The sequence below is a fragment of the uncultured Clostridium sp. genome (assembly GCF_910588715.1).
In the GTDB taxonomy this organism is placed as follows: Bacteria; Bacillota; Clostridia; order Clostridiales; family Clostridiaceae; genus Clostridium.
Window position 1 is genome coordinate 73,107 of record NZ_CAJURG010000002.1, and the last position, 18,476, is coordinate 91,582.

General features: G+C 26.4%; 17 protein-coding genes. 11 read left to right on the forward strand and 6 right to left on the reverse strand.

Translation table 11 applies throughout. The features are described from left to right. The first annotated feature begins 17 nt into the window (after positions 1 to 17). Together feoB and QZ321_RS05030 are read left to right on the forward strand one after the other, a co-directional pair. The gene (gene feoB, locus QZ321_RS05025; RefSeq protein WP_291745964.1) at positions 18 to 1,775 is read left to right on the forward strand and encodes a ferrous iron transport protein B; all 1,758 of its coding nucleotides are present in this window, start codon (positions 18 to 20) and stop codon (positions 1,773 to 1,775) included. A gap of 16 nt (positions 1,776 to 1,791) precedes the next feature. After that, positions 1,792 to 1,923, forward strand: a complete 132-nt coding sequence (locus QZ321_RS05030; protein WP_291745984.1) for a FeoB-associated Cys-rich membrane protein — start codon at positions 1,792 to 1,794, stop codon at positions 1,921 to 1,923. A gap of 161 nt (positions 1,924 to 2,084) precedes the next feature. Here QZ321_RS05030 and argS read toward each other — a convergent pair whose 3' ends face one another. Further along, positions 2,085 to 3,563, reverse strand: coding sequence for an arginine--tRNA ligase (argS, locus tag QZ321_RS05035; RefSeq protein ID WP_291745986.1), 1,479 nt, complete (start codon positions 3,561 to 3,563; stop codon positions 2,085 to 2,087). Positions 3,564 to 3,812: 249 nt separating this feature from the next. Between argS and QZ321_RS05040 the strand changes: the two genes are divergently transcribed. Then, positions 3,813 to 5,330, forward strand: a complete 1,518-nt coding sequence (locus QZ321_RS05040) for a Ppx/GppA family phosphatase (RefSeq protein ID WP_291745987.1) — start codon at positions 3,813 to 3,815, stop codon at positions 5,328 to 5,330. A gap of 9 nt (positions 5,331 to 5,339) precedes the next feature. On the opposite strand, the gene QZ321_RS05045 is transcribed toward QZ321_RS05040, so the two are convergent. Further along, complete coding sequence (locus QZ321_RS05045; protein WP_291745990.1) at positions 5,340 to 5,990, reverse strand: site-2 protease family protein; 651 nt, start codon at positions 5,988 to 5,990, stop codon at positions 5,340 to 5,342. A gap of 121 nt (positions 5,991 to 6,111) precedes the next feature. After that, positions 6,112 to 7,647 (reverse strand): LCP family protein, encoded by a 1,536-nt coding sequence (locus QZ321_RS05050; protein ID WP_291745992.1) that lies wholly within the window; start codon positions 7,645 to 7,647, stop codon positions 6,112 to 6,114. A gap of 426 nt (positions 7,648 to 8,073) precedes the next feature. Between QZ321_RS05050 and rocF the strand changes: the two genes are divergently transcribed. Then, the gene (rocF, locus tag QZ321_RS05055) at positions 8,074 to 8,973 is read left to right on the forward strand and encodes an arginase (RefSeq protein WP_291744285.1); all 900 of its coding nucleotides are present in this window, start codon (positions 8,074 to 8,076) and stop codon (positions 8,971 to 8,973) included. 176 nt (positions 8,974 to 9,149) lie between these two features. Further along, positions 9,150 to 9,776 carry a 3'-5' exonuclease gene (locus QZ321_RS05060; RefSeq protein WP_291745995.1) on the forward strand — a complete coding sequence of 209 codons (627 nt, stop codon included), beginning with the start codon at positions 9,150 to 9,152 and terminating at the stop codon, positions 9,774 to 9,776. Positions 9,777 to 9,829: 53 nt separating this feature from the next. Here QZ321_RS05060 and pflA read toward each other — a convergent pair whose 3' ends face one another. Beyond that, positions 9,830 to 10,543, reverse strand: coding sequence for a pyruvate formate-lyase-activating protein (pflA, locus tag QZ321_RS05065; RefSeq protein WP_291744290.1), 714 nt, complete (start codon positions 10,541 to 10,543; stop codon positions 9,830 to 9,832). A 693-nt stretch (positions 10,544 to 11,236) separates the two neighbouring features. On the opposite strand from pflA, the gene QZ321_RS05070 reads away from it, so the two are divergent. The 6 genes from QZ321_RS05070 to QZ321_RS05095 all read left to right on the forward strand — a co-directional run bounded on the left by QZ321_RS05070 (position 11,237) and on the right by QZ321_RS05095 (position 16,016). Then, entirely contained in the window at positions 11,237 to 11,776 is a 540-nt protein-coding gene (locus QZ321_RS05070; RefSeq protein WP_291745998.1) for an XRE family transcriptional regulator, read from the forward strand. A 90-nt stretch (positions 11,777 to 11,866) separates the two neighbouring features. Beyond that, complete coding sequence (gene potA / locus QZ321_RS05075; RefSeq protein WP_291743878.1) at positions 11,867 to 12,919, forward strand: spermidine/putrescine ABC transporter ATP-binding protein; 1,053 nt, start codon at positions 11,867 to 11,869, stop codon at positions 12,917 to 12,919. Next, on the forward strand, positions 12,909 to 13,736 hold the full coding sequence (locus QZ321_RS05080; protein ID WP_291743880.1) for an ABC transporter permease: 828 nt from the start codon (positions 12,909 to 12,911) through the stop codon (positions 13,734 to 13,736). Before potA ends, QZ321_RS05080 begins: the two co-directional genes overlap by 11 nt. Positions 13,737 to 13,750: 14 nt before the next feature. After that, positions 13,751 to 14,563, forward strand: a complete 813-nt coding sequence (locus tag QZ321_RS05085; RefSeq protein ID WP_291746001.1) for an ABC transporter permease — start codon at positions 13,751 to 13,753, stop codon at positions 14,561 to 14,563. Position 14,564: 1 nt separating this feature from the next. Then, positions 14,565 to 15,626, forward strand: a complete 1,062-nt coding sequence (locus QZ321_RS05090) for a spermidine/putrescine ABC transporter substrate-binding protein (RefSeq protein WP_291746003.1) — start codon at positions 14,565 to 14,567, stop codon at positions 15,624 to 15,626. A gap of 117 nt (positions 15,627 to 15,743) precedes the next feature. Further along, entirely contained in the window at positions 15,744 to 16,016 is a 273-nt protein-coding gene (locus tag QZ321_RS05095; RefSeq protein WP_291746006.1) for an acylphosphatase, read from the forward strand. A gap of 3 nt (positions 16,017 to 16,019) precedes the next feature. On the opposite strand, the gene QZ321_RS05100 is transcribed toward QZ321_RS05095, so the two are convergent. Next, positions 16,020 to 16,790 (reverse strand): glucosaminidase domain-containing protein, encoded by a 771-nt coding sequence (locus QZ321_RS05100; RefSeq protein WP_291743888.1) that lies wholly within the window; start codon positions 16,788 to 16,790, stop codon positions 16,020 to 16,022. Positions 16,791 to 17,062: 272 nt separating this feature from the next. Further along, positions 17,063 to 18,451, reverse strand: coding sequence for a sodium:alanine symporter family protein (locus tag QZ321_RS05105; protein WP_291746128.1), 1,389 nt, complete (start codon positions 18,449 to 18,451; stop codon positions 17,063 to 17,065). Positions 18,452 to 18,476: the final 25 nt, after the last annotated feature.

An 18,476-nucleotide genomic window follows, 5' to 3' on the forward strand; every position in this document is an offset into this window, starting at 1 on the left:
AATAAGGGGATGACAAAATGAAAAATGTAGCTTTGCTTGGTAATCCCAATGTTGGAAAAACTACACTTTTTAATAGCTTAACTGGTTCTAATCAAAGAGTTGGTAATTGGGCTGGAGTAACTGTAGATAAAAAAGAAGGTTTTTTCGATGATTTTAAAATAGTGGACTTGCCTGGTATATATGCCATGGATACTTTTTCTAATGAGGAAAAAATATCAAAAGAATTTTTAGAAAATGGACAAGTAGATTTAATATTAAATATTATTGATGCTTCAAATATTGATAGAAATTTATACTTAACAATGCAACTTAAACAATTTAAAAAACCTATTATTTTAGCTGTTAATATGATTGATGTAGCTGAAAAAAAAGGTATAAATATTGATTATAAAAAGTTAGAAAAACTTTTAAACGTAACTGTAGTTCCAATACAAGCATCTAAGGAACAAGGTATAGATGATGTTAAAAAAGCTTTAAAAGATGCTAACTTAAATAAAATAGATAATACTGATTATAATTTTTCAAACGAAAAAGAAGCTTATACTTACATAGAAAATTTATTAAGTGAATGTACTAAAAGGAATAATAAAACTATAAAAACTGTAAAAGAAAAATTAGATAATATAATGCTAAATTCATGGCTTGCTTATCCTATTTTCTTTATAATTATGGCTTTAACTTTCCAAATTACATTTTCTTGGATAGGACAACCTCTTTCGGACTTATTAGATTCATTATTAAATGACTCTCTTCTTCCAATAATAGAAAACCTACTTCAAGGAAGCTCACCTTGGTTCCAATCATTAATTATTGATGGTATCATTGGTGGTGTTGGTGGAATTTTAGTATTATTACCTATAATATTATCACTTTTCACTTGTATAACAATTTTAGAAGATAGCGGATACATGGCAAGAGTTGCTTTTATAATGGATAAAATTATGAGAAAAATGGGCTTATCAGGTAAAGCATTTATTCCTATGATTGTTGGTTTTGGATGTTCTGTTCCTGCAATTATGACAGCAAGAACTTTAGAAAGCGAAAAAGATAGAAAATTAACAGCTTTATTAATTCCTTTAATGAGCTGTAATGCTAGATTACCTGTTTATAGTATATTTGCAGCTGTATTTTTCCCAAATAGTATTGGATTAGTTGTAGCTTCACTTTATTTCTTAGGAATATTATTAGCATTTATACTTGGTATCATTTTTAAACATACAATATTCAAAAATGAAGAAGAACCTTTACTTATAGAATTACCAGAATATAAACTACCATCATTAAAAAATCTTTTAAATCAGTTATACGAAAAAACTAAAAGCTTTTTAATGAAAGCTGGTACACTAATTTTTGCAATGAGCATAATATTATGGTTCTTATCAAACTTTAATTTTTCTGGAATGACAGATGTTAATGATAGTATACTTGCTTCTGTAGGTGGATTTATTGCTCCAATATTTAAACCTCTAGGTTTTGGTAATTGGCAATCATCAGTATCTTTATTAACTGGACTTATTGCTAAAGAAACTGTTGTTTCTTCAATGAGTGTAATATTTGCAGGTGACCTTCAAGTAATGTTACCTCTTCACTTTACAAGCTTATCAGCATTATCATTCTTAGTTTTTGTTTTACTTTATACACCTTGTATTACCGTTGTTGGTACTATGAAAAAAGAATTTGGTACTAAATTAACTCTTTTTTCTGTAACTTATCAATTAGTTTTGGCTTGGATAGTTGCATTTTTAGTATTTAATATAGGTTCGTTATTTATTTAAAAGAAGGTGAATTTATTTGGAAATTTTTATTACAGCTTTATTAATTATGGCTGCTGGATATATCGTATTTAAAAATATAAAAAAATCTTCAAAAGGTAATTGTAACTGCACGAGTTGCTCTTCTCACTGTTCGAAGTATAAAAAATAAATATATGAAGATTTATCTTATAATTAAATAATGTAAATAAAAATAAGGAGCTATGTGTTCTATTGAATGTTTTTAATTCAATATGGATATATAGCTCCCTTTAATTATATAAAATCTTTATTAATATACATTATAAAATATTATTTTTGTAAATAGATTTCTCAAAAAATTAAATTTTTCATTGCTTTAATTCCAATTAAATTCAATGAATTTTTAATTACTTGACAAGTAGCTTTAATTAAAATTAATTTTACTTTTAGTAAATCCCTATCCCCTAAATTTAATGAATAATAAGAATCACAAACTCCTTTTAAGTACTTAGTAATATTTATTGTATAATTTGCTATTATACATGGCTCTAATGCCTCCACAGCCTTATTAATTACACTATTAAAGTCTTTAAGTAATTTAACCAAATGAAGCTCATTATTACTTAAATTACTAAAGCTTAATCTTTCATTTATATTTTTAGCCTCCTCTAATATGCAATTAGCCATTGAATAGACATATTGTACATATAAGATAGTGCCTTCATTAAATGATACAACTTTCTCTAAATCAAATAATACTCCCTTTTCTCTAGGATTTTTTAGACATGTAAATATCAATGATTCATTTGCTAACCTTTTAGCTACTGTTTCTTTATTTTCTATTTTTATTTTCTTTTCATTCATATTTTTTAAAATATTTTTTGTTAATTGATTTATAATATTTTCTAATAAATTTTCACTATTTTTATTTATAAAACAACTTTTATTTTGAAATTTAAATAATCCATATCTAGCATGAACACAATTATTTACCCCATTAAATCCTAATAACTCTAAAACCTTAAATACTTTTTTAAAATAAGAAGTTTTTGAAGACTCAAAAACACATATATATTTATCAAAATTATAAAGCTCTTTTATGGAAATAATATCAGATAAATCTTTTGCTTCATAACTTACCTTATTATTTTCATCTAAGATTATACAGGGAGCCATATTATATTCATTAAGCATTACAATTTGTAAATCATCTATATTACACAAAATATTTTTTTCTTTTAACTTATTAATCAAATCATAATTTAAAACATCAGCTTCAATATCTTTGTCTAAAAATTTATTACTTCTTAAGCCTTCTCGTGAAAATATTAATTCACAATCATTAATATTAAAATTCAATAATTTATTTGCAACTTCAACCTTATATCCCTCTATACTAAATAAATTATAAAGAGAATTTCCAATTATAATACTAAATAAATCCTTCATTTGAAAACTATTATTTATATTAGACTGTGAATATTTTAAATAAATCTTTTTTCCCTTCCCAATGTTAGATTTTCCATAATCATTTCCTTCTAAAAGTACCTTTTCTAAAGTACTTTTTACAAGCTCACTTTTATCAAAAAAAAAATTTACATATGCCCCTAAATTTTGAACCTCTTTAAAATCACTTTTTCTTATATTTTTACTTAGCTCTTTAGCTATAATTTCTGGTGATTTTCTAAAATCCTTAGCCAATTGAAAACAAGGGAAAGCATAGTCCCCCATGTCTTCTCTTGGTGGAATTTCTATTAACCCCTCTATAATACTTAAATTTATATCAAGTTGTTCTCTAATTACTTCAGCAACCTTTCTTTTGTTATTCATATTTTCCTATCCTTATAATTATTTTTATTAAAATAATTTTATTTTTCTATATTAATTAATCACTATAAAAATCTTAAACCCTTAATTATTATATTTCAACTATAAAAATAATTAACGTCTTAATACATCTTTAATTTAATAATTCCTTATAATATAAAAAATATTTTTTTCTTAACAAACCTTTATTTTTACTTAAGTTTTATATATCATAATAATTATATAAAGTATTAATGATAGGAATGGTGTTATATGATTAGAGTTGGTATAATTCATATATGTTCTAGTAAAATAAGATTAATGTTAGCTGAAGTAGAAGATGTAGGCTACTTCAAAATTATAGATGAATTAAAAACTCCTTTTAAAGTTTGTTATGAACTATCTAAGGAATGTATTTTATGTAGTGAAAAACTTCATTATGTTTTATCTACACTAAAAACATATAAGTCACTTTGTGAAGCTTCAGGAACAAAAGAAATATTTACAATTACCACTAGCTTCTTTAATGATTTAAAGGATAGTGAATTTATCATAGATACAATAAAACTAAAGCTTAATTTAAATTTAAAGGTTTTATCTCCTGAAGAAGAAATTAAATTTACAGCATTAAGCGTAAATAGGAGTTTAAATGTAAATAATTCTCTTATAGTTGAAATAACAGGAACATCAACTAATTTGATATCTATAAAAAATAAAGAAATTAAAGATTGGAAGGTAATACCTTGTGGTGGTGTAAATTTAACTTATACATTTAATTTAGCTGATAGAATATTAAATTCAAATTTAGATGAGGCTATATCTTTTGTAAAAGATAAACTAGATAATATTCCTATGCTAATGGATGAATTTGAATCTATAATACTTATAGGTGACTTTGCTAAAACAATAGTTAAAATGGATAAATTTAAAACTCATTATCCTTTAGAGCTTATTAATAATTATGAGTTATCTGAAATTGGAGTTCATGAGCTTTATAATATGATAAAATGCAAGGATTTAAAACTTCGTCGTAAAGTTGAAGGAATTGATTTAGATATGGTAGATATCATATTTGGTTGTTTACTTATATTTAATGAAATAACAAAAACTGTGTCTATAGATAAAATACAAATAGCTAATAATTCACTTAGAGAAGGTCTTATTTATGATTATCTTTATAAAAATTATAATGTAATTGAAAATATTTTAGATTATAGTATTTATGGTATATTAAATTCATTAAATGCTAATATTCAACATGCAAAGCAAGTATACTTTTTATCATCAGTTTTATTTGATGAGCTAAAACCACTTCATAGATTAGAAGATAAATATTTAAATATTTTAAAAACTGGAGCAATGCTTCATGATTGTGGAATTAGTGTTAATTACCATAACCATCATAAGCACTCATTTTATATTATCTTAAATTCATTTATTAATGAGCTTACACATAAAGAACATTTAATGAGTGCCGCCATTGCTGCTTCTCATAGATTTAATAATTATCACTTACCATTAGCTCAATTTTCTTATTTAATAAATAAATTAGATATTGATATAATTAATAAAATTGGTGCATTAGTCAAAATTGCAGAAGGATTAGATAGAAGCCTTGTAGGTGTCGTAAAAAAATTAAAGGTTTATTTTGATGATGAAAAAGTTGTAATTACAGTTTCCTCTCCCGCCAATTTAGATGTTGAAATTCATCAAGCCATGCGTGGTAAGGAGTTCTTTAAAGAAATATATCATAGAGACTTATTTATAGAAAAGGAAAGGTGGCAAAATTAATTGCCACCTTTAAAAAACTCCAAATATTAATTTTGCAAAAGCCATAAATCCATTTAATATAAATCCAACTGGAATTGATAAAATAGTTCCTCCAATAAATATAATTGCAATAAGTATTAAAAATTGATATTGATATATTTTATCTGAAACCTTATAAAATGTTTTTGGCCATAAGTCTCTAAATATTTCAAATCCAGCTAATCCTGGTATAGGTAATAAATTAAATACAAATAAACTTACATTTATACTTGCAATTAGCATTATCATAGTACTTAATATAAAATATGTTGTATCTGATAAAATATTAGATAAAAATCTAAATGTAGCTACATATAATATTGTTGCTATGAAGCCTACTAATAAATTAGCTAATGGTGCTGCAATAGAAACCTTTATTGCATCTTTATATCCCCTTTTATAAGCACTAGGATTAGTATTTAATGGCTTAGTCCATCCAAAGCTTGCTATTAAAATAAGTATAAATCCCATTAAATCTATATGTGCAGCTGGATTTAATGTTAATCTTCCTTGAAACCTTGGAGTTTTGTCTCCTAATTTATCTGCAACTAAAGCCTTTGCATATCCTTGTGCAGTAAAAGCTATTAGTATTGCTGGTATTTTTAAAATTATCATCAATAATTGCATTCTAAATGGGCTCATTATATCTCCCCTCCCTGTTATTCTTTTTAATTATTATACCATATATTATAGTATAAATTATTTTATTAATAATAATTTAATAAAAAAGGTAAAATGCTTAAAACATTTTACCTTTTTTATTTTAAATCTCTGATTCTATTTGAATGCCTTCTACACCCTCTTGACTATCACCTTGTTCTAAATCTCCTACTGGTGCATTTGTATCTGTGTCTGGCTCTTGATTTGGCGGAACAATTGGCTCCTCTGGAGTTTGTTCTGGTTTTGAATCTGGAGTCTCTTCTGGTTTTTGTTCTGGTTCTTTGTCTGGAATCTTATCTGGAATCTTATCTGGCTCTTTATCAGGTTCCTTATCTGGAGTTTGTTCTGGTTTATTATCTGGAACTTTATCTGGTTCTATTGTTGGTTTTTGTATTGTACTTCCCGAATTATTATTTCCATTACTTGTTCCGTTATTATTTCCGTTACTACTGTTTTCAGTGCCACTTCCATTATTACTTCCACTAGAACTATTTCCGTTGCCCTTATTAGTACTTGGTGTTGGTGTAACAAAATCGTCTCCATCTTCTAAATAATCTTCAGGATTAATATTATGTTTATTATTATATTCATCTGAATCTGTTTTATAATTGGACATTGCTTCATTAAATGAATCATAATCATAATCTTTAGGATTTGGAACCTTTCCTTCAAATATAAATTCATCTAAGAATTTAGCATTTTGCTCTCTATCCATTAAAAATACCCATCCTAAATTTTTATATAATCCTCCATCTGCTAAATCTGGAATTGGGATTTGAAGTTGCTTAATCTCTAAACTTGGGAATTTATATATTGTATATGCCATATTTAAAGCTTGTATTGGCTCAATATTTGTTTTTATGTACTCTAACATATTGTTCATTATTCCTAAATATTTAGTAGGTTTAGTTTGCTTTAATTTTTCAGCGACTTTTATTAAAACCTCTCTTTGTCTATCTGTTCTTGCATATTCATCTCCAACACCTTTTCTTATCCTTGCATAAGATAAAGCTTGTTTTCCATTTAAAACTTGTATTCCAGCTTCAGTTACAGGACAATCATTTCCACCTGTAGATTCACCAATATACTTATTTAATTCTTCTAACATATAATCTTCTACATTTAACTCTAATCCACCCATTTGATCAATAATAGCTTCAAATCCCCAGAAATTAATAATTACGTACTTATCTAAAGCAATTCCATAAGTTTCTTTTATAGTTTTTATTAAAAGTTCTGGACCTCCATATGCTAAAGCAGCATTTAATTTTCCTTCTCCATGACCTGGAATATTAACCAAGGTATCTCTAAATAATGAGGTTAATCTTATTTCTTTTTTATTATTATCTAATGTAGCAATTATAATAGAATCTGCTCTTGATGCTTCATCTAAAGTTCTTGCATCTGTTCCTATTAATAAAACATTTGTTATTCCTTCAACTTCTTTATAATTAGTATCTGATATAGATTCTGAAGGATCTAATCCTGAGTATATTTTATTTCTTACATACATATATCCCGTTGCAAGAGTACAGATTAGTAAAGCAAAAATAATTAATGTAGATATTATAACCTTCTTTTTAACTGACCACCTTTTCTTTTTAGAACGTTTTTTTCTTTTTCTAGTTGAATTACTCATGACTGTGCCATCCCTTCAAAAATATTAATTTTTAATATTAAAAGTTAAATATATGCATTATTATTTTAAATATAGTTTATGTATTTTTAAATTTATAATTATAAATTTAATACTATAATAATACCACATTTTACATCAAATTTTACATTTAAAATGTTATTTTTGTATTTTTTTAAATTTTAATATTATTATTTTAAAATTATTGTATTTATATATATGTTTTATTAAACAAATAATTTCATTTTTATACATTTTACCCTATAAATTAAAACATTATTTTTAGTACCTTGGTTATAATATAAATAAGATATTTATTCTTGTAAAAAATATTTTAGAAAATAAAAAATAATTTAATATTTACTTATATTATTTTAAGTATTATTATAAATATTGTGTAAAATTTAGATAATCGATGGAGGTCTTTTTATGAATATAAGTATTATTGGAATGCCTCTTTTTTATGGTTGTGATAAACCTGGCGTAGAAAAGGGACCTGAAGAATTAAGAAAAAACAACCTTATAGATATTTTTAAAGAAAATCATGATGTTTATGATTTAGGAGATGTTGATGTTGAAAAAGCAAATGCTGAAGATAAATTCTTAAGTAACTCCAAATTAAAATATTTAGATCAAGTTGTTTCGGCAAATAATGGACTAGCTACTAAAGTTTTAACTGCATTAGAAAACGATACTTTGCCTTTTATTGTTGGTGGAGATCATTCCTTAGCATTAGGATCAATTGCTGGAGCTAGTAAATTTTTAGGAAATGATTTAGCTGTAATTTGGATAGATGCTCATGGAGATATAAATACTGAGGAGACCTCACCTACTGGAAATATTCATGGAATGCCGTTAGCTGCATCAATGGGTATTGGCTATAAAAAACTAACTTCAATTTTCTTTGATGATTATAAAATAAAACCTGAAAATGTTTTTATTCTAGCTTGCCGTGACTTAGATCAAGGAGAAATAGAATTAATAAATGAACTTAATATGCATGTTTGGACAAACAATGATATAGATATTAAAGGAGCTAACGCAGTTTCTCAAGAATTATTATCTATAATAAGAGAAAAAGAAATAAAAAATATCCATCTTTCTTATGATATAGATTGCTTAGATCCTGAATATGTTCCAGGTACTGGAACTCCAGTACATAATGGTTTATCTTTTACTGAAAGTAAAATATTAATTGAATCCATTTTAGGTACAAGCTTGGTAAGATCTATCGATTTTGTTGAATATAACCCTGATTTAGATGAAAATAATAGAACTATAGAAACTTGTATAGAATTATTAAAACTTATATCTAAAACTCTAAAATAAAATTTGAAAGTTGCATTTTTATTGAATGTTTTAACTCAATAAAAATGCAATTTCTTTTATTTATATAATATTTTTTATAAAAAATTATTTTTATACTAGTCTTTTTATTATTAATTTGTTTATTAATATAAGGTATGATATTATAAAATGAATAAACTAAAATTTTGGAGGTAAAGATGAAATTATTATTTTTCGATACTGAAACAACTAGTGTGCGTCCTGGACATATATGCCAGTTAAGTTATATAACTGTAGATACTTCTACAAAACCACAAAAAACAGTAGGTAAAAACTTTTTCTTTACAGTAGATGAAATGGACCCAGCAGCACAAGAAGTTCATGGATTTTCCCTTGAAAAACTTTATGAATTATCTAATGGCTTAGAGTTTTTAGAGCAAATTCAAGATTTTATGAATGATTTTTTTGATGCTGATTTTGTTATTGGTCATAATGTTCAATTTGATGTTAAGTTTTTAAAACATGAAGTTAATTCTTTATATGAAGCTGGAATGATAGATTCAACTTGGGAACCTAAAAAAACATTTTGTACTATGGCATACTATAAAGATATATGTAAAATACCTTCTCCGAATGGTAATGGAATAAAAAATCCTAAACTTTCTGAAACAATTGAATATTTAGGAATTACTGATGAAGCTATAGAAAAAAAAGCCAATGAATTATTCCAAGGTAGCGGAAATTATCATGATGCTAGATTTGATACTGCAGCTGTTTATCTTTTAGTTATTGAAGGAATGAAAAAGAAATTAATAAAACCAGGCTTCTTTTCAAGTCAACTTTAACTTAAAAATAAAAATAGCAGTAAACTTTTAAAAAAAGTACTGCTATTTTTATTTTATAAATTAAGTAATTTATATAATTCTTTACATTTATCCTTGTCCATTGCAGGAACACCATCTAATCTATATTTTATTCCCATATTTTCATATTTATTTATACCAAGTAAGTGATATGGAAGTAATTCTACTTTTTCAACATTATTTAAAGTTTTTATAAATTCTCCTAATGATTTTATATATTCTTCACTATCAGTCATTCCTGGAACAACAACTTGTCTTATCCACATTTTTGTATTACACTTCTTGCAAGCTTCTAAAAATCTTAAGCTTTCATCTATGTTTATTGCTGTCATTTCCTTATATCCTTCTTTTGTAAGATGCTTAACATCAAAAAGAACTAAATCAGTATATTTTAATATCTCTTCGTAATTTCCAAATCCTACACCTGCTGTATCTAGTGTTGTATGGATTCCCTTTTCCTTGCAAAGTCTTAAACATTCCTTTAAAAACTCTGGCTGTCTTAATGGGTCACCACCTGAAAAGGTAACTCCCCCTCCAGATCTTTCAAAATAGCTTCTAAACCTAGCAATTTTATTTACTAACTCTTCTGGTGTAAGTTCTAACGCCTCTTCTCCTTTATCACTCCATGTATCTGGATTGTGACAATACTGACATCTTAATGCACATCCTTGCATGAATACTACAACTCTAATCCCTGGACCATCTACTAATCCCATTGTTTCTATTGAATGTATAGTTCCTTTTAACATTTCTCCTCCGTTGCTAAAAACTATAATTTCATTTGCATTAATAGTTTTATAAAACTAGCAACTTCTCCTTTCTAATTATAATATATTCTATATTCTTAAAGCCTTATATATTTATTTTAACTGTTATAAGCCTGTGATTATTATACACCTTAATTGAAAATTTGTTAATAGCTGTATATAACGATTATTTATTTATAATAATTATTATTTAACTAAACTTTAACTTTAATAGTTATTAATAATTCAAACATATTAAATATAAAATTTATATAATTTTACAAGTATATATAATCATATTAAATATAAATTTACATAATTTTATATTTATCTGTATTTTTTTCTGTTGTTTACCAATTATAAATTTATAAAAAATTTCTATTTTAAGTAAATTAGAAAATTTATATCTATAATTTGCTATTACCCTTTAAATTAGGTATTTTTTATTTTTTTAATATAATTTTCTATTCTTAGTTATACTAAACTTTTAATGTATAAATGTTAAACTTTTTTTTATTAATTTTACTTAAACCCTTTATTTATAAGCTTATATAAAGGATTTTTATTAAAATATTTTCTTTGAAAATATTGATTTTTTTCTTGCAAATCTATATAATAACATGTGTTTGTTTAGTAATTTTAAACCATTAGTTTAGTAATAGTTATTATTAAGCTACTGAAAGGCAAGGTGAAATTGTGCAAATTGGTGATAAAATAAAACGAATGAGAATTGAAAAAGGATTAACACAAGAGGAACTTGCTAACAGATGTGAATTATCAAAAGGATTTATATCTCAAGTTGAAAATGATTTAACTTCTCCTTCTATTGCTACATTAATTGATATTCTTGAGATACTAGGGACAAACTTAAAAGAATTTTTTAGCGATGATAAGGATGAAAAAATAACTTATAAATATGAAGATATGTTTGAAACAGAAAATCATGATTTAAAATATAAACTAATGTGGCTAGTTCCAAATGCACAAAAAAATGAAATGGAACCTATAATGATAACATTAGAACCTGGTGGAAAATATACAGAAGAAGAACCTCATGAAGGTGAGGAATTTGGATATGTTTTATCGGGAACAATAACATTACATCTTGGTGATAAGTCGTATAAGGTTAAAAAAAATGAAAGCTTTTATTTTAAACCAAGATCAAATCATTATATAAGTAATAGTGGAAAGACACCAGCTAAAGTAATTTGGATTTCTACTCCACCATCATTTTAAATTATATTTTAATTTTCAATTTAGTTTTATAGAACTTATTTAAATTAGATAACTATAAAAAGTGTACTATTAAAGAAAGAGGTGTTTTTTTTGAGTCAAAATATTATAGAAATACAAAATGTTTCTAAAGTCTATGGTGAGAATACCGTTTTAGATAATCTTTCGTTAAATATACGTAAAAATGAATTTTTAACTTTACTGGGACCTAGTGGTTGTGGTAAGACAACAACTCTTAAAATTATAGCAGGATTTGAAACTGCAGATAGTGGAAAGGTTATTTTTGATGGAAATAATATTTCTAATTTACCGCCTTATAAAAGACAATTAAATACTGTATTTCAAAAATATGCTTTATTCCCTCATATGAATATATATGAAAATATTGCTTTTGGATTAAAAATTAAAAAACTTCCTAAAGAAGAAATAGATAAAAAGGTTCGTGAAATGCTAAAAATGGTTGCTCTTGAAGGTTTTGAAAAAAGGTCAGTAGAATCTTTAAGCGGTGGACAACAACAAAGAGTTGCAATTGCTAGAGCTTTAGTAAATGAACCTCAAGTTTTATTACTTGATGAGCCACTTGGTGCACTTGATTTAAAACTTAGAAAAGAAATGCAATTAGAACTTAAAAAAATTCAAAAAAGACTTGGAATAACATTTATATTTGTAACTCATGACCAAGAAGAAGCCTTAACAATGTCTGATACTATTGTTGTAATGAATAAAGGAAAGATTCAGCAAATGGGTTCACCAGAAGATATATATAATGAACCTGCTAATGCTTTTGTTGCAGATTTTATTGGTGAAAGTAATATTTTAGATGGAGTTATGTTAGAAGATTTCAAAGTTAAGTTTGCTGATAATACTTTTACTTGTGTAGATAGTGGATTTAATAAAAATGAACCTATAGATGTTGTAATAAGACCTGAAGATATTGAAATTACAACTATTGATAAGGGAATGTTAACTGGAAAAGTTAATTCTGTAACATTTAAAGGTGTTCATTATGAAATAGAAGTAGAAACTAAAAGTAATAAGTGGATAATACATAACATCAAGAGCTCAACTGTAGGTGCTAATGTAGGATTAACTATAGACCCTGAAGCAATTCATATAATGAGAAAGGTTGAAAGTTATGAAAAATAAAAATAATCACAGCTTACTTCCAGCATCCCCTTATATTATTTGGAGTGCTCTTTTTATTGTTATTCCACTTTTAATAGTAGTTTTCTTTAGCTTCACAACAAAATCTGGAGATAATTATAGCTTTTCTCTTGAAAACTTTAAAAGATTACTCGATCCAAACTACCTAAAGGTATTTTGGAGAAGCTTACTTTTAGCTGCTGAAGCCACATTAGGATGTCTTATACTTGGATATCCAGTTGCATATTTAATTTCTAAAATGAGAGAAGGAAAAAGAAACGTATTAATTATGCTTTTCATAGTTCCAATGTGGATGAACTTCTTACTTAGGACATATGCTTGGCTTCCTATTTTAGGCAGAAACGGACTTATTAATAATCTTTTAGTTAGCTTAGGACTTTCTCGTATTGATATTCTTTATAACGACTTTGCTGTACTTTTAGGTATGGTATATAACTTTTTACCATTTATGATATTACCTATATATACTGTGCTTACAAAAATAGATAAAGATTTAATTAATGCTGCTGCTGACTTAGGTGCTGATAGAAAAAAAATATTTACTAAAATAATTATTCCTTTAAGTATGCCTGGCGTTATTTCAGGAATTACAATGGTATTTATGCCTGCTGTTTCTACATTTGTTATATCTAGAATACTAGGTGGTGGTCAATATATGCTACTTGGTAACTTAATTGAAACACAATATACAACAATGGGCGATTGGAACTTTGGTTCTGCTATTGCAATATTTATGATGATAATAATATTAATTTCAATGGCCTTCATGAATAGATTTGAAGGTACAGATGATAAATAAGGAGGAGATATACTATGATAAGAAAACTTGAATCTTTTATTAAAAGATTTTATTTAATACTAATTTTTATATTTCTTTATACACCAATAGTTACTTTAATGGTATTCTCCTTTAACGATTCAAAATCAATGGGAAAATGGAGTGGCTTTACTTTAAGATGGTATACTAACCTTTTCCAAAATGCTAGAATAATGGAAGCATTAAAGTATACAATAATAATAGCTGTCATTTCATCTATAGTTGCTACAATAATAGGTACATTAGCTGCCATAGGAATTCATAGAATGAAAGGACTTCCTAAAAAAACATTATTAAATATAAATAACTTACCTGTATTAAATCCTGATATTGTTACTGGTATTTCAATAATGAGTTTATTTATATTTATATTTCCGTTACTAAGTAAAATAGGAATAAATGCTCAGTTTGGGTTTGGAACTATGCTTCTTGCCCATATTACATTTAATATTCCCTATGTTGTATTATCAGTACTACCTAAATTAAAGCAATTACCTTCTAACATAACGGAAGCTGCTTTAGATTTAGGTGCAACACCAGGATATGCTATGAGAAAAATAATTTTACCTCAAATAAAACCTGGTATAGTTGCTGGTTTATTAATGGCTTTTACAATGTCTATTGATGACTTTGTAATTAGTTTCTTCACTACAGGACCTGGAGTAACTAATCTTTCTATAGAAATTTACTCTATGGCTAGAAAAGGAATTAACCCTTCTATTAATGCCTTATCTACTTTAATGTTTATAACCGTATTAATTTTACTATTAATTGTAAATAGAAAAGAATTTACTTCAAGGGGTGAATAAATTGAAAAAATTTAAAAAATTAGCAGCATTAGTTGCAACAACTTTATTAACAACTTCTCTTTTTGCTGGATGCGGAAATAGTAATGTTGGTGAAAATGGAACAATAAACTTCTTCAATGTTGGTGATTATATCGATGAAGCACTTATTAGAAAATTTGAAAAAGAAACTGGAATAAAGGTTAATTATTCTACTTATGATACAAATGAAATAATGTATCAAAAAGTTAAAACTAATCCTGGTACTTATGATTTAGTTGTACCATCAGATTACATGATTGAAAAAATGATTAAGGAAGATTTATTAGAAAAGATAGACTTTAATAATATTCCTAATTATAAATATATAGGAGAAAATTATAAAAACTTATCTTACGATCCTAACAACGAATATTCTGTACCATATATGTGGGGAACTATCGGTATAATTTATGATAGTTCAAGAATTACAGAACCTGTAACTAGCTGGGATATACTTTGGGATTCTAAATATAAAGATGAAGTTTATATGTTTAACTCCCTTAGAGATTCTTTAGCTATTGCTTTAATAAAAGCTGGATACTCTATAAATTCTACAAATCCTGCTGAAATAGAATCTGCTAAAGAAGAATTATTAAAGCAAAGAAATTTAACTAATCCAGTTTATGTTGTTGATGAAGTTAAAGATAATATGATTTCTGGAGAAAAAATGCTTGCAACAGTTTGGTCTGGTGATGCAATTTATATAATGAACGAAAATCCAGATATGCAATACGTTATACCAGAAGAAGGCTCTAATAAATGGGTAGATGCTTTATGTATTCCAAAAGATGCACCTAATAAAGCTGGTGCTGAAGCCTTCATAAACTTCTTATGCGACCCTGAAAACGCAAAAGAAAATGTAGATTACATTGGATATTCTACACCAAACACAGCGGCTTATGATTTACTTGATGAAGATACTAAAAATAATCCTGCTGCATATCCATCAGACGAAACATTATCTAAATGTGTCTTATTTACAGACTTAGATCCTGAAACATTAAAGTTATACGAAGCTGCTTTTACAGAAGTGCTTTCTCAATAAAAAAATAATGCAGAAACTATTTATTAAGTTTCTGCATTATTTTTTTATATTTAATTAATAATATTTTATATATGATATAATTTAAATAAAACTTGTTATAAAAGGAGGTAAATTAATTTGATTAGATATTATATAATTGTTGATGGTCGTGTTCAAGGGGTTGGTTTTAGATTTTTTTGCACAATGAATGCTCGAACACTAGACTTAACTGGTTGGGTTAGAAATATGGATAATGGTATGGTGGAAATGGAGGTTCAAGGTGAAGAATCTTCTATTGAAAAGTTTATTAGAAATATAAAAAAAGGAAATAAATTTATTAGAGTTGATGAACTTAGTCAAAAGAAGATTAAATTACTTTCAGAAGAGCGTACCTTCACCGAACGCTATTAAATTTTAATCATATTTCATTAATTCGTATTTTTCTATAAGTGCAATTAATTTATCTGCATATATTGGTTCTCCATTTTCATTTTTAACAGTACTATATCCAGCATCTTCTAAAGATTGTGCCTGAGCTTTATAATCTTTACCATCAAATAACCCACAATCGCTATATCTTGAATTTTTATATAGAAATAATCCATGATCTTCAATTGATTCATTAATATTTTCATATTTTCTAAACTGAGCTACAGTAGAATCATTATAGTTTTCACTAGTTGTTATGGTGGCAACAGCACCATCCCATCTCGAGTCTGCCTTTATACCAAATAAATTATTATGTGCAACTGCAAGTTCAGAGCTTCCCCATCCTGATTCTAGTATTGCTTGTGCCATCGTTATTGATGGTAGTATTCCATACTTATTGTAACTACTTTTAGCTCCATCTAATATACTCTTTATAAATTCTAAATTATCACTATTCATATATGTATTAGAATAAACTTCTTGAGTAACAGCTTCATAATCTTTTTCTTCTACTGCTTTCTTTCCTTCATTTGACTTTACCTCATCTTTAATTTCCTCATTAATATTATTATTTTCTACAATGGCTACCTCCTGAAACCCTGCCATATCTTCTACAAGCTTATTTCTCAAATTTAAAAACATTATATATAACATAAAAATTGTAACTATAAAAGCTATAGATATTTTTCCAAGCTTTATATTTTTACTTCTTTTAGTATAAGTACCTAACCCACTATACTTAATATTACTTCTCATAAGAACCTCCTATAAACTACTATTTTATTTTTAATAAAACTTTAATTACTCCTTTTATAATTTATTTTTTACTTAATTTATATATATTTTTTTCTACATTTAATAATATGAATATATTAAATCTTTATTACTTAATTTAAACTTTGCATATAAAAAAAGAGCTGTATAAGATTGAACAATAAATTCAATCTTATACAGCTTTCTTTAATTATATAAAATTTTTATAATATACCTTATAAAAAATTATTTTAATAAAGTCTCATTATATTTATTTAATAAACTTCCAAATTATTATTTTCATTCATTTCACTTTCACTCTTAAGCTTTTCAAAAAATTCATTAGTTTCATTTATAACTACATGTCTTAATGCTATTAAACCAACCAAATTAGGTAAAGCCATTAATCCATTTACTATATCAGCCATTATAAATACTAAATCTAATGATAAAAAAGGTCCTACTCCAACAAATAATATAAATACTATTTTGTATAATTTTATTCCTTTAACACCAGTTAAATATTCAATACATCTTTCACCATAATAATTCCAACCTATAATAGTTGTAAATGCAAAAAAGATTAATCCTATATTAACTATATATTTTCCTATTAGTGCAAAAGGTAATCCTTGTTCAAAAGCAAATGTTGTCATAGCAGCACCCTCAAGAGAAGTGTTAAAGCTTCCAGTTAATATTATAGCTAAACCTGTCATTGTACAAATTATTATTGTATCTATAAATGTTCCTGTCATTGAAATTAATCCCTGCTTAACTGGAGATTTAGTTTTAGCTGCTGCTGCAGCTATTGGAGCACTTCCTAAACCAGCTTCATTTGAAAATACTCCTCTTCCTATTCCTCTTTGAATTGCCATTGCTATAGTTATACCTGCTGCTCCACCTAACGCAGCTTTAGGATTTATTGCACTACTAAATATTAATGCTAAGGCATCTGGTATAGCTTTAAAGTTAAATAATAATACCATTAATGCTCCTAAAATATACATAATTGCCATAGATGGAACTATCTTTTCAGCTACCTTTGATATTCTCTTTATTCCCCCTAATGTAACTAATGCTACTAAAATAGTAATAACTATTGCACTAATCCATAATGGTACATTAAAAGTTAGCTTAGCTGCTGATGCTATAGAATTTACTTGTCCAAATGTACCTATTCCTAAAAGAGCCACCCCAATTCCAAAAATTGCAAAAATTTTAGCTAATAACTTGCTTCCTACTCCTTTTTCTATATAATACATAGGACCACCAGACATTTGTCCATTTTCATCTACTTCTCTATACTTAATTGCTAATACTCCTTCAGCATACTTAGTAGCCATTCCAAAAAAGGCTGCTATCCACATCCATAAAAGAGCACCTGGTCCTCCAGCTGCTATTGCTGTTGCAACCCCAACTATGTTTCCAGTACCTATAGTTGCTGATAAAGCTGTACAAAGTGCCGCAAAGCTTGATACATCTCCTTTTGCATCTTCGTCATACTCTTCCTCATCTTTTGAAAATAAATATTTAATAGCTAGTGGCAATTTAAATACTTGTAATAATTTTAACTTAAAAGTAAAATAAACTCCTGTTCCAACTAACAATATAAGTAAAGGTGGCCCCCAAACTATATCATTAATTCCATTTAATAGTTTCTCCATTGTTTTAAAAATCTCCATAAAAAAA

Bases quoted from the DNA above. Each gene is read 5' to 3' on its own strand.
- feoB (WP_291745964.1), top strand. From the start codon at position 18: ATGAAAAATGTAGCTTTGCTTGGTAATCCCAATGTTGGAAAAACTACA.
- argS (WP_291745986.1), bottom strand. From the start codon at position 3,563: ATGAATAACAAAAGAAAGGTTGCTGAAGTAATTAGAGAACAACTTGAT.
- QZ321_RS05040 (WP_291745987.1), top strand. From the start codon at position 3,813: ATGATTAGAGTTGGTATAATTCATATATGTTCTAGTAAAATAAGATTA.
- QZ321_RS05045 (WP_291745990.1), bottom strand. From the start codon at position 5,990: ATGAGCCCATTTAGAATGCAATTATTGATGATAATTTTAAAAATACCA.
- QZ321_RS05050 (WP_291745992.1), bottom strand. From the start codon at position 7,647: ATGAGTAATTCAACTAGAAAAAGAAAAAAACGTTCTAAAAAGAAAAGG.
- rocF (WP_291744285.1), top strand. From the start codon at position 8,074: ATGAATATAAGTATTATTGGAATGCCTCTTTTTTATGGTTGTGATAAA.
- QZ321_RS05060 (WP_291745995.1), top strand. From the start codon at position 9,150: ATGAAATTATTATTTTTCGATACTGAAACAACTAGTGTGCGTCCTGGA.
- pflA (WP_291744290.1), bottom strand. From the start codon at position 10,543: ATGTTAAAAGGAACTATACATTCAATAGAAACAATGGGATTAGTAGAT.
- QZ321_RS05080 (WP_291743880.1), top strand. From the start codon at position 12,909: ATGAAAAATAAAAATAATCACAGCTTACTTCCAGCATCCCCTTATATT.
- QZ321_RS05085 (WP_291746001.1), top strand. From the start codon at position 13,751: ATGATAAGAAAACTTGAATCTTTTATTAAAAGATTTTATTTAATACTA.
- QZ321_RS05100 (WP_291743888.1), bottom strand. From the start codon at position 16,790: ATGAGAAGTAATATTAAGTATAGTGGGTTAGGTACTTATACTAAAAGA.
- QZ321_RS05105 (WP_291746128.1), bottom strand. From the start codon at position 18,451: ATGGAGAAACTATTAAATGGAATTAATGATATAGTTTGGGGGCCACCT.